General features: G+C 59.0%; 7 protein-coding genes. 4 read left to right on the top strand and 3 right to left on the bottom strand.

Features of this window, described 5'->3' with window-relative positions:
- A complete protein-coding gene (scpB, locus tag QM712_RS16585) occupies positions 1-663 on the top strand; it encodes an SMC-Scp complex subunit ScpB (protein ID WP_415024193.1) in 663 nt (220 codons plus the stop codon).
- Positions 664-733: 70 nt separating this feature from the next.
- Here scpB and QM712_RS16590 read toward each other — a convergent pair whose 3' ends face one another.
- Positions 734-1,108, bottom strand: a complete 375-nt coding sequence (locus tag QM712_RS16590) for a hypothetical protein (protein ID WP_415024194.1) — start codon at positions 1,106-1,108, stop codon at positions 734-736.
- A 162-nt stretch (positions 1,109-1,270) separates the two neighbouring features.
- Here QM712_RS16590 and QM712_RS16595 point away from each other — a divergent pair, with 162 nt between their 5' ends.
- Together QM712_RS16595 and QM712_RS16600 are read left to right on the top strand one after the other, a co-directional pair.
- Positions 1,271-5,065 carry a CHAT domain-containing protein gene (locus QM712_RS16595; RefSeq protein WP_415024195.1) on the top strand — a complete coding sequence of 1,265 codons (3,795 nt, stop codon included), beginning with the start codon at positions 1,271-1,273 and terminating at the stop codon, positions 5,063-5,065.
- Positions 5,066-5,290: 225 nt separating this feature from the next.
- Positions 5,291-6,574 (top strand): hypothetical protein, encoded by a 1,284-nt coding sequence (locus QM712_RS16600; RefSeq protein ID WP_415024196.1) that lies wholly within the window; start codon positions 5,291-5,293, stop codon positions 6,572-6,574.
- A gap of 9 nt (positions 6,575-6,583) precedes the next feature.
- On the opposite strand, the gene QM712_RS16605 is transcribed toward QM712_RS16600, so the two are convergent.
- Positions 6,584-9,988 carry a hypothetical protein gene (locus tag QM712_RS16605; RefSeq protein ID WP_415024197.1) on the bottom strand — a complete coding sequence of 1,135 codons (3,405 nt, stop codon included), beginning with the start codon at positions 9,986-9,988 and terminating at the stop codon, positions 6,584-6,586.
- Positions 9,989-10,262: 274 nt separating this feature from the next.
- Between QM712_RS16605 and QM712_RS16610 the strand changes: the two genes are divergently transcribed.
- A complete protein-coding gene (locus tag QM712_RS16610) occupies positions 10,263-11,888 on the top strand; it encodes a hypothetical protein (protein ID WP_415024198.1) in 1,626 nt (541 codons plus the stop codon).
- A 107-nt stretch (positions 11,889-11,995) separates the two neighbouring features.
- On the opposite strand, the gene QM712_RS16615 is transcribed toward QM712_RS16610, so the two are convergent.
- A complete protein-coding gene (locus tag QM712_RS16615) occupies positions 11,996-12,145 on the bottom strand; it encodes a hypothetical protein (protein ID WP_415024199.1) in 150 nt (49 codons plus the stop codon).
- Positions 12,146-12,357: the final 212 nt, after the last annotated feature.

Raw genomic sequence — 12,357 nt, forward strand, 5'->3', positions numbered from 1 at the left:
ATGGGACGGCGGGCGCGCGCAAAAGCGGATCTCGATCTCGACCTGGCGGACCTGCCTCCGGAGCTGCGCTGGCGTGAATGGATGGGACGGGTCGAGGCGGTGATTTTCGCTTCGCCCGGCCCGGTCTCACGTGAGGTGCTGGCGCGCGTCGTCGGGCGCGACTGCAATCTCGATCGCGTCATCGAGGACATCCGCGACGAACTGCGCGGCCGGCCCTACGAGCTGGTCTCGGTCGCCGGGGGATGGCAGCACAGGACCCGGAAGAGTTTTGGCGTCGTGATCCGGACCGCGCTCGGCGGCGGCGCGGACAAGTCCCTGTCGCAGGCCGAAAACCTAATCCTCGCCTGCATCGCCTACTACCAGCCGATCACCCGCAGCGAGCTGTCACAGTTCTTCGGCAAAGAGGTCAGTCGCGATACGATCGGCCGCCTGCGCGGTCTGGAGTTCATCGCGGCCGGCCCGCGCAACCCGCAGCCCGGCGCGCCCTATACCTACGTGACCACCAAGGCATTCCTGTCGCACTTCGGGTTCGACACGCTGCGGGATCTGCCGGATATCGAGATGCTCGAGGACGCCGGCCTGCTCAGTAAGGAGAAGATGCTGAGTGGGGACATTCCCATCACTACCGCCGAACTCGTTGAAGAGGATGATCGTCCAGATTAACGGGGTTAAATTCGGTCTCTTACGACCTTGATCCGATGTCGCAGGCCCAACAACCGAAGCTAACCGGATACTAGATCGGGTGGTACAGATAGTTCGAATCCTGCTCGGTGCGCCACTTCGGTACAAAAGTGCGAACACCCGGCACAAAGGCACCGGGGCCCATTATCGCCCGTTCCAGAACGTCTTTCCGCCCGAAGATACGGAAGTGATCGTGGTCGACCTCGATGCGGTCGACGATGGCACGTATCCAAGCTTTGCGGCCAGGCGCCACGCCCTCGGTGATACGGTTGCGCATCAGCCGCTTGAATTGACAGCTCACGAGGCGCTGGCGCTGACCAAGATGGATTGGAATAATGACGCTCTCTACGATCCGGTCCCAGTCAGCATCCGCTACTCTCAACGCCTCGCGCGAACGTTGCGGACTTGCCGCGGAACGTCTATCCATACCGCCTGTTCATGTGAGTTTCGCACTCACAATGCGCTCGCCTACAAGCGCTTGAGAGAAGCAGCGAACCGTAATCTCGAAATACTTAGCGAGCCCTTCCAGCGGCGATTAATGCATGAATAAATTTTCCCACGATAGTGATACGTCCGGAGCCGGCGCCAGATGGCTGAAAAAAGCGAAAATTCTCAACCGAACTCCGCCGACCTCACGCTGGAAATCTACTATCGCGAAAACGGCTTAGGTTTCGGCGGAGGAGACATATTCTGCATCGGCGGCGGATCGATAATCTCGCGCGTCGGAAAGCTCATCCTTCTTCTTCTTGGATTTCATGATCAGCAGAACAAGTCGCCATTGACCCAGATCGTGGTGATCACACCTCCTGGATCCCTCCGGCAATTGGACCATTTAAAGGCCCAATTGGACGCAGGAATTGAGAAAGACGAACTACGTCAGCCCGAAGCTGACCATCCTGACCAACGATTTCGATTCATCGAACTGCCCGACCTACGATCTCAGTCGGTGATAGACGCTGTCAGGGACGTTCCAGAAAGATGCGCGATCATTGTCTTTGACGCCGCCAGTTTTCGCGACCAGAAGGTCGAGGCGGTATCTGCCGGAACAAGTCTGCCCGAGGATTTTTGGGTTCCGCAGGTCCGATCTCTGTGCGCTGATCTGCTTGCGATAACGAGTGGCAAGAATTCCTACATCGTGCTCGATACGGGCGAGTTCGTCCCCAGACGGTCAACGAATATCGAAACCTTAAAATCGCTCGACAAGATTGGCTTGTTTGGGGGCGAAATGCTCGATAGCACGGAAGCGATACTGGGTGATAACACCGCGAAATGGGACCAGCTCATTGCGGAGGGGCGCATCGGCGTCATCATTCGAGATATAGAAGCGCTCGATCTCAATCCGGAAGAAAAAGCCTTTCAGCGCGTTCAGGTGTTTCATCGCGGCGGCTTGCACGGCCAGGCTCTCGAAGAGTTAGAGAGATACCCCATCAATGCCACCGGTCCGTTCGTGCTCACGAAGTTGGCTCGTATTGCAGCCGACGCTGGAGCGGACTTTCTATCTATCAAATTCCTTGAGCCTGCGATCGATGGTCTAAACAATGTGGAAGGGCTTGCGCTTGCAGTCGATACAGCCGCCAAAATCTCAGAGCCGGATCTTGAAGCACGAGCGGCCGCTCGCCTTGAAACACTATTTCCGGAACACGCGGTCCTGCAGGAGCGGGCCTGGAGGCAGCTAGGCCGTTCAGGAGACTACGATGGCCTTGCCGCTTTGGCGAAGAGCCAGGGGAAAGCGCGAACGAGCGATCTCTTTACCGAACTTTCCGCATTGTTGCCAAAACAAGGAATTCCAGACTATGCCGCGATCGAAGCGGGTTTGTCGAAACGTTTCGGTGACCAAGTCCAGCACATCATTAGCATCCTGACACGTGATGCGCGGCTACGCCGCTTGCCGATCCACGCGCTGGAAATTGCGACGCGTCGACCGATTGTGTCGTCAATCACCGCGCGATCGGTCATTGACGTGGCCGAGGAGCTGGCAGTCGATCGTGACGAGAACGGCCAGCTCCGGGTTTCATCTGAAGAACTGAAGTCCCCGATCGCCCGCGTCATCCAATATTTAGCGAGCCATGCGACCGACACTCATACCCGCACGCGCCTGCTTCATGTGTTGTCGCTCGATGTGACGGGCACGCTGGGCATAGCCTTGGTCGCGGCAATAATTCTCGATTCCATGGGACGGCCGCTCGATCTCATTGATGAAGACGATGAGCAAGGCGTTTCTGCTGAAGAACTTTCGACAAAATTTGATTCACTCAAGCCAGTGTTCCGATGGCTTTCCGAACAATCGCCGATCTCTCTCGAACGTATCGTGCTGCCAAAAGAACTGCTAACGGAGCCTGCCGATAAACTGGCACCCGCGGTCATGCGGATGATTCAGCATACAAGTGCTCAGATTCAAGAGGATGCCGACGTCAATCATTTGATGATGTGGGTTGGACTCGGCATCGGGATCAACGCCCACACAGCGTCGAAAAACCACGACCTTCCGATGATCCGCGTCGCAGCCGGTGGCTTTGCAACCGCCGGACGCGTTCAACTTGCCCGCGACATGGCCGAGCAAGCACTGAGGTTGGGCCAAGACAATTCGGCCCGGATGCGAATGAGCTGGTTTGCCGTCGCCGATATATACCAGCGATTGGGAAATAAACTCGAAAGCTTGATCGCCTTCGCGTGCGTGGCTGCCGGCGACACCGCCGTGGCCAGCGAGGAGGCGTGGCATGAGATCAACGGGTTGGTACGTCTGTTGAGAGACCTTGGTATGATACCGACGGCCAGGCAAATTCACGTTAAGGGAGGCGAAGTTTTAGAGCGCATGGGATTGGCCAAGGTCAATGCCCATCGGCATGAGTTTATGTCCTTGTCCTTGGATGTGACAGAAGCATTAAGGCAGTCCGACGATCTTGAAGCGAGACTTCCCAGCCTCTTGGACCGTGCGGCACAGGCTGCGCAACAAGCTCTCGATCGCTTCGATACCGTCGATCCAGCTGCGATCTTATTGGCCCAATTGATAGCCTGGTCTCGGTTAGCGAACGTGGACGTGTCGAAATCTGTTGTCGATTTATTCGAGAGGCTTTTGCCAAAGACAAGTCAACCGGTCGCAGCGATAGCCCTTAGTCTTGCATCGAGCCAGCCTGATGCGAACGGCATCCTAAACATCCATCGGAGTATCGAGAGCGCGCGCTATGCGGACGATAGTGGTTTCGATGCACGTTTTACCGCCATCGCGGCGCATCGTCTGTTGGCCACAGATGCTGCGAGGGACGATGGGATCATATCGACATTCGCTGTGGAAATGCTCGCTGATAGAGCAATCCCAGCGCCAGGTTGGCAAATCACGTCCAAACCACTTCCGCGCCTCGTAAAGATCGAGGATGCAGCGGATATCGCGCAAGCCCTGTCTCAGGAACGTATATCAGTTGTCTTGTTGGGGGTCGATGCCAAGCACCAATTGACGCGCATTGATTGGGTTGAGAGGCATAGCAGCGTTACGAAAGAACCGAGCGATGTCTTCTCCGTAAGTGCTTACCGTGATTGGACGAGTGAGTTTCCTTTTCGCTACGGGATCGACGAGAAGACAGTCAATTTATTCTACAACACCACCGACCGGCTTCGCGTTACAGCTTTGCCAGAGGGTCCTGTCGTCGTGGTTGCCGATGCAGAGTTGCAGCAACTGCCCAGTAACATCATTCGGACAGGCGACGATTTCGCGGGCCAGAAAAGACCGATGGCCTCTGCGCCTTCGCTTTCTTGGCTAAAGGCGGCGCGTGAAAATCCACCCACCACCAACGGTCAAATGGTCGCCTGGATTTCGCAAGAAGACAGGCTCGGCCAGACCTTCGTTGCAATCGCGGCGCGAATAAGCGAGGCGCTCGACAAACACGGGATCGGACTTGATACCGCGCCAGTCATTCCAGGTAATCTCGCCGAATCCGAGCTTGTCATAGTCACCGCGCATGGCGGACTTGGTCTTGATGGACGCTTTTTCCAGAGGGTCAGCGATGAAGGGCGCCTTGTCACGACCGGTCGGGAACTTGCAGCGTCACTCCGCAATGTCGGTGTTGTCGTTCTCTTCGTTTGCAGTGGTGGACGGGCCGATAAGGTGCCCGACGCCGTCACCACGACAGGACTGGCGAAGGCCATTCTCGATCAGGGTTGTTCAGCGGTCGTGGCATCGCCTTGGCCACTGGATTCGGTTGTTACCTACCAGTGGCTACCGACATTCCTTGATAACTGGATGACCGGTATGACTTTGATTGAAGCAAACTTCCTGGCAAACCAGCATGTTGCGAAGGCACTCGGTGCTGACCCAGCCAAGGCCTTGGCCATGCACGTGTACGGTGATCCTCTGAGGCTTCATCGCAGCAAGTCAAAAGAAGCCGGATGATTTATCTGCGTGGTCCGGTTTCGGCTCGATGGCCAAAACGCTACCGCTCGCGCGCCAATACAATATGATGCCAGAAGGGAAGAACGCGCTCGGGTGCTCATGGCACGGAATGACGATTTGGCTGATAGCCTGAAGCGACGGACGCGCCCTCGGGCTCGCCCTCGGTGCACCTGCACATGCCGTCCACTATCTTGAACTCATTGGTTCCGCAATCCGTGTCCAGTAATGCTGTGGCTCATGGTAGAAGTACGTGTTGCGGCAATTTCATCAGGGCGGACCATGGCGGAAACAGATGCAGCACCGCAAGATGCCACACCGGCGCCAAGCGCTTTCGACGCCATCACGCGCGATGACCTGGGGCTGCCGCTTCCCGACGACACGCAGTTTGCGTATCTGAACCGGTCAGGCCGGCCGGAGGCCGGACGCGTGCGCGAACTCATCGATGCGTGGTTTGCCGAGTACCCCGCCGAACACCGCAAGACGCTGATCGGCCGCTTTCGGTCGTCGATTGACGATGAGCACCGAAGCGCCTTCTTCGAACTCTTCTTGCATCATCTTGTAGTGGCGCGCGGCGGCAAAGTTCTAGCCGTCGAGCCGAAACTCGATCACACAGACAAATCTCCCGACTTCCTCGTCGAGAGCGCGGCCGGTGAGCAATATTACCTTGAAGGCGTGATGGCCACGGGCCGTTCGACACGCGAGACTGCGGCGCATGCGCGCCTTAACACCGCGCTGGCCGCAATCGACGCAACGCCTGCACCGGACCACTTCCTGGATCTTACCGTGCACGGCCTGCCATCTACACCCGTCGCCACGAAGAAACTGAAACGGGCGTTGCGTTCATGGATCGCCGGGCTGCCGAAGGATGAGACGGCAAAGGATGCACCCGGGTTCCGGTATGAAGATCACGGAATGACCATCTTGCTGAAAGCCTGGACGCGTAGCAGGCCGGCAGGTGACGACGCACGCGCCATCGGAGTTCGCCACTTTCCAGTCACGCAGATTGCGCCAAGCCAGGATGTTCACGGCGCCCTCAAGAAGAAGGCGTCACGTTACGGCAAGCTCGACCGACCATACCTCGTGGCGGTCAATGCGCTAGGTCATCACCAGCGCGAAGACGCCGTGTTCGATGCTTTGCTGGGCACTCCTTATGTTAGCATCTCGCGCACGGCCTCCGGCGAGGAGAAGGTGGAGGAGCGTCGCGCGACGGACGGCATCTGGTATGGCCCTCCCGACGGGCAGCCGCAAAACACGGGCTTAAGCGGGGTCATGGCGTTTCGCCAAATAGATCCATGGAATTTTGCCGGCCGCACCGGGGTTCTGGTCCCCAATCCTTCGGCCGCGAAACCGCTGCTAGAAACCGGTTTCGGAATTGATGAGTTCAAGATAGTGGACGGCACGTATCGCCGCACCGAAGGCGAACCGATGTCGGCGTTGCTCAAACTGCCGGCGCAATGGCCGGGGGATCAGCCTGAGCCTGTGGCTCCGCCTGATCAAGCAGCGGACTAACGATGCCTTTCACGAACGCTTCGGCAAGAGATCCAGATATCCCGTGTCACCAATGGAAGCGAGGTAATTGATTGCCTCCATGATGAGGTTTGTGATCTCTGGCGCATTTGCCGCGAGGCCGTTGACGAAGATGGCCCGCATGCTGGCGCCCTGCGTCATATACGTCCAGGCGTCGGCATGCTTGCATTTGACGAGGGCGGCAAGCGCACGCCCCGCTCGCTCCGGGAGCTTGGGCGAGGCCTTCGCCAGCCGGTCGAGAACACTGTAGAGATCGCTTGGTGCAAAGCCGGCCTCAGTCGCGGCGATCATTTGGTCGACAAGCCATTCATCGCAGATGCCCTTCCTGAAAAAGAATTGTCCGAGCGCGCCGATTTCCTCGCGGAAGCTGTCGGGTGTGGATGACGCTTTGGCCGCGGCAAAGCGCCGCTCCCAGTACGACACCGCACGAGCGCGAAGCGGCTCGGGCAACTTCTTCGGCGACAGTTCGAGCTGTACGCCCAGAAACCACATGGCGTGCTGAAGCGCACGCGAAGGCGCCGTATTCCAGAAGCGCTCGAACACCGCGTTGGGCAAGGCATCGCCGATGTAGAGAATGACAAGATACTCGGCGAGCCGGTCATCTATATGCCGCTGGTCGCGGGCGTAGTCAGGATCGTTGAGTGTATCAATCTCGGTCACGTAGCAGCGCTGCATCGCGCAAGCGAGGACACTCACCGGGCCATTGTCGGCGCCAAGGTGCGCGTGCCATGCCGCGTCGCTGAGCGTACGCGACTGCTCCGGGAAAAGCGCTCCAAGGTGATCCTTGAGCCAGTCTTCATCGAAGAAGAAAAGCCATTGGAGAAACCGCCCAAGAATGGCGCGGGGAATGCGGCCATCGGCCGACATATCGGCCAGCTCTGTTTCCAGAACCTGCCTGATTGCCGGCAGCTTCTCAATCATGCCGCGCGGCGGTTGGCCGATCGCAGCTTCATTGGTCTTACTCAGCCAGAACAGGAAGTACATGACGAGCTGCACGGCAGCGCCGCGTGACGTCGTTCGCGCGCCATGATACGGGAATTGGCGATAGCTCTCTTCGAAGTCATCGGAATCCGGTTTGCGCGGCGCACCTGTGTAAAGCGCCTGAATGAGACTTTGAAGACGCGACGCGTCGGCCGCGGCGATGCCCTCGTTGCCCCGCCCGAGGCCGGACATAAGCATGTCGATGGCGGCTTTGCGGGCCCAGGACCAGTCGGGATCGTCGCCTTCCATGCCAGTTGCGCCGGATCGGAAATCCGAATGCGTGATCGCCTCAATGAGGTTGAACACACCAGCCCAGGCGATGCTGTTTGCATTGTTCGAAGCGAGTGAAAGTCCCTCAAGCAGCCGCCGCACATAGATTGGAGCCAGGCTGGCAAACGTTCCTGCATCTTTGGAATAGCGGAACGGGTTGGCATTGGCCGCCTCTCGCAGTTGCTGAGCAAGCGCAGTCGTCGTTTCGCGTTTCTCTTCCGCGGTCGGTCGCCATCTTTGAAGGAACGCCACGATCTCTTCGATCGGACGCGAAGAGAAATCAGGTGCAGCGAACGGGCTCACATCGGGCTCATCAAACCTACACCGCCATGCATCCGGGTCGCCAAGCTTTTCGGCGGCCAGCCGCCGCCCCTCGGGCACCACATCGCGCCAATGCCAGATGATGTCCCTGATGATGTAGGCGTCGCGCTCGTTCTGCTCTTCGGCCGTCGGCGGTCGCTTCTCGACCTCCTCGAAGCGCTTATTCAACCGTTCGCGGAAGCACTCAGGTACAGCATCGACGAAAGAGAGGATATCCGATTGGACCTTGGGTGGTAGCGATGGAAACCAACTGCGCGCGAGTTGCGCGTACTCCGGTCGCGCCCACGTGGCGTCGATGAGGTCCTTGTCCGCCAGAAGCGCTTGGGCGGTCTCAGGCGCCGAGCCGGGCGCGAACGAAAGCACATGCAGTGCGATGCGAATGCAAAGTTTCCATCCATAGGTTTTGATGCAGGCGATCACATCGGCCGTTTCCGATGGCTCGATTTCGATCACCAGCTTTGCGGCACGGATCAACTCACCGACGAGAGCATCGATGACGTCGTGCTTCACGCCGTGCTCCGTCACGCCGCCGGACAGGTAGTAGCTATAGTCGTGCGGGGGCTCGTTCGACACCTTACCCGACGCCCGGAGCGCTTGATCGAGCAGCCAAGCGAGCAATTGCACGGCCTCCAGTTTGCAAACGGGAGCAATGGCGCGGACGGTCTCGGGCAGAAAATGCTCGTACATGTGTTGGCTGAACAGCGTGGCGAGACGGCCATTCGCGGAAAAAACCTGAAACAGCGCCCGCGCGATCCGCAGCGCCTCATCGCCATGGCCGCCTGCTGCAAGATTCCGGATCAGATCGTGCGGGCTCTTCGCCATGATGAAGCGCGCCTTTGGCGTCAGCCACCCCTCGGCTATCTCATCGAGAGCCGCGGCTTCAGCGGCGGGTAGCGCGGCGATGATTTCCATGCCCGCCATTTGCACATCCGGATGGTTGGAAGACGCGACGCGTTTGAGCGCTTCAGCGACTTGCGCCCGGCCAGATTCGTCGGCTGTCTTTGCCACGTGAAGCAAGTAGCGGCCCGCCGGCCACTGGCGCAAAGGGAGGCCATTACCGGAAGCCTCGTCTTCCTCGGACGGAGGCGCAGTCAGCAGATTTCGCTGCATGAGATGCGGCAGCCAGTCCGGCGTTTCTAGTTTGTTGAAGAAATGCCACAGCAACGGCAGCGCGCCTGGGATCTCCTTGGAAAAGCTGGTGACCGCAGCGCTTCGGTTCGGCATCGCCACCAGTTGGTCAATCCTATGCATGAAGGCGGCATATTTTCCTTGGAGGGCAATCATCAGGCCGCGAAGCACTACATCGAACGGGGCCTGCCACGCGGCGCGAAAGGCGTCATCGACCGTCGTGGACTGGTGCAGCGCGCGTCCCCCATGGGCCTGCCCGTGGGCTTGCGAGATCGACTTCCATGCCCGTGCGATATCGCCGTCCGGTGCGAGGTCGAGGCGCGTGACGATTTTCTCGATTTCTTCCTTGTGACTGAGGCGCGGCCTCAATTGGTTTGAGGCGCGCAGCACCAGGTCGTCACCATATCCAAGCGTCCGCAGTGCTGTTTTTGCTGCCTCCAGTTTCTCAATCTCTTCCTCCGTCGGCTGAATGGTTACATCCATCGGGACATCGAGCGTCTGCCGGAGAATGGATTCGAGCTCCCGCAGCGCATGCGCGGCAAGCGGGGCAGAGACGCGCAAGGGCAAGCCGCCAGCCGCGAGCCGGCAGAAATCGACATAACGGTCTGCGATACGCTTGCCGAGCAGCCGTCGAACCAGGGCTGTCGTGTCCTGCTGCTCGCGCGAAAGGTCTGTTGTTTGGGTGGGGTCGTCCATAAGGGCTCGAAAAGGCATTGGTCAGACAGCAGAGAATAGCTCTCGCCAGTCCGGAAGACCAATTTTCGAGGCTGCCTCTTGGCCTTGCGGCCGATGGATAGCCCTTGGCTGCAACCCGGCCTGGGCTGGCGCATGACCGGTCACCCCGTCGCAGTGGTGCGTTGACCCATAACCGCCACTGCCGATATCGGCCATTGACTCCAGGGCCGGGAAAGCGCGGGATTCCGTACGTGAATCAATAGGCTCGCCGGCGAGCCAGCAGGAGTTTTTGCGTATGCGATTCCGCAACCTTGAAAAATATCAGACCGGGGAGACGGGCAGTACGCTTCAGCTAAGCATCCCGCTGCCGCAAACGCCTGACGGTCGGGTCTATCGGTACTCACCCAATGAAGATGCGCATCCGCGGCACTTCGTGCTGGGGCAACGGGTTGGCGGCTTTCCGTTGCCTGAAACCATGACGCCGAGGATGTCACACCAGCCGGGTATTCCGGAGACGGTCTGCCCTTACAGCGGCATCGTCGCGGAAAATGATGAATTCAGTCACGCGGACGATCGCGCCGCCGCCTTGAAGCTAGTGGAGCACGCGTTTCATGCCGACGCCGCGGCGCAATTCCATGACATGTTTGCGGATCTCGGGCGGGAATTTTCGGGCAGTAAATTCATCAAGGTCGAGACGGGCCCGCGCCCGGTCGCCAAGCCCGTTCCCCGCTTCGTGCGCAGCGATCTTTTGCGCGAACTGGTTTGCGACGAGTGCGGACGCGACTATGGCGTGTTCGCCATCTCGCTCTTCTGTCCCGATTGCGGCGCGCCGAACATCCATCTCCACTTCGCCCGCGAGGTCGCGCTGGTCCGCGACCAAGTGAAGCTGGCTGACAGCCTTGGCGAAGATCAGAGCGAATTGGCGTATCGCTTGCTGGGCAACGCGCACGAGGATGTGCTGACCGCCTTCGAGGCCACGCTGAAGACCGTCTATCATCATAGAGTGGCAACGTGCCCGAAAAGCTCGCCCGAGGTGAAGCCGGTCGGAAACGCATTTCAGAACATCGAGCGCGGGCGGAAGCGTTTCGCTGAGTTCGCGTTCGATCCGTATGGCGCCCTGTCGCCGGACCAACTGGCGGTACTGACGCTCAATATCCAGAAGCGTCATGTCATCGGGCATAATCTTGGCGTGGCGGACGCCGCCTTTGCCGAGCACGCGGCCGATGCCCGCCTGGGCGAGACGGTCCCGCTGGTCGGCGATGATATTCTTCAATTCGCGGAGATAGCCCAAATGGTCGTCAACGGCATCGATGGCTGGCTGGCGAATGGCGCGCAGCCGCCAGTCGAGAACGTGACAAGCAAGCCAGTGGTTGCGCCCGCGGCCAGAGAGCTTGCGCCGTTGAAAATCGGTGAACTGAGCCCGCTGGCTATCAGGATAGGTTTGTGGGCGTCGAAGGAGTCCACGCATGGCTACAGCAATTTCGTGCCTGAAGACGAGTTGATCGGCGCATTCCCGGACGCCACGATCGATGAACTTGGTTTTGCGGTCGCCGAGCTCGCAAGGGACGACTTCGTGAAGACGACGTCGTACATCGGCCCGCGCCTCCCGCGCATCACCACGACTCCCAACCTGTACTTCACGTTTGATCCGCATGCGGTTCAGACGGATCCGGCCGTCGATGCCGCGGCGCTCGTGGATCTGGTAAAGGACAAGAAGGATTTCATCGGCGCAGCCGCGCTCCATGAAGAATCTGGATGGCCGCTGCGCCGCTTCAATCCCGCATTCGCCTATATGCTCACGCAGATTGACGACCGGCGCGTGTCGAAAACCAATGTCTCCGACTATCCGGCTTATGGCTTCGTCATGATGGACAGTGACCGCGTCGATTTGCACCGTTTTGCCTCGCGCATGCGCGGATAGGCAAATCGGCAGGCTTGGACCCGGGTCAGCGCAAAAATGGCGGCCACTGCATCTGGCAGTGGCCGCCCACAACAAGGTCTAGAAGCGGCGCAGCTGGCCGTTCACACCTAATACGCCGTGCCGCGCCGCCCACGCTTCTTGCGCTGCTCGGTCGCAACCGCAACTTTCAGCGTCTTCAGGGCTTCGGCGAGCTTGTCGAGCTCATCGAGGCTCATGGCGGGCAGGCGTTGCTTGAGGGCCTTCAGTTCTTCAGTCATGGCGATTTTCTCCTTGCCATCAGGCGCAGCCAAAGCGACTGCGAACCAAATTAGTATCCTCCGGAAAGAAATCGCGTCGTTCCGAAGTCTTATGATAAGATATTGAGATCATTCTACTTTATGGCTGATCAGCCGTTAGGGGGTACATCGCGTCTGCGCAGCTTGGACGATCCTGAGCTGCCGCGAGGCGGCTATACGGTTTCGCGGAACAC

The organism is Bradyrhizobium sp. (assembly GCF_047605465.1).
Classification (GTDB): Bacteria; Pseudomonadota; Alphaproteobacteria; order Rhizobiales; family Xanthobacteraceae; genus Bradyrhizobium.

Coding starts and splice junctions, on each gene's coding strand:
- QM712_RS16605 (WP_415024197.1), bottom strand. CDS start 9,988: ATGGACGACCCCACCCAAACAACAGACCTTTCGCGCGAGCAGCAGGAC.
- QM712_RS16590 (WP_415024194.1), bottom strand. CDS start 1,108: ATGGATAGACGTTCCGCGGCAAGTCCGCAACGTTCGCGCGAGGCGTTG.
- QM712_RS16595 (WP_415024195.1), top strand. CDS start 1,271: ATGGCTGAAAAAAGCGAAAATTCTCAACCGAACTCCGCCGACCTCACG.
- scpB (WP_415024193.1), top strand. CDS start 1: ATGGGACGGCGGGCGCGCGCAAAAGCGGATCTCGATCTCGACCTGGCG.
- QM712_RS16610 (WP_415024198.1), top strand. CDS start 10,263: ATGCGATTCCGCAACCTTGAAAAATATCAGACCGGGGAGACGGGCAGT.
- QM712_RS16600 (WP_415024196.1), top strand. CDS start 5,291: ATGCTGTGGCTCATGGTAGAAGTACGTGTTGCGGCAATTTCATCAGGG.
- QM712_RS16615 (WP_415024199.1), bottom strand. CDS start 12,145: ATGACTGAAGAACTGAAGGCCCTCAAGCAACGCCTGCCCGCCATGAGC.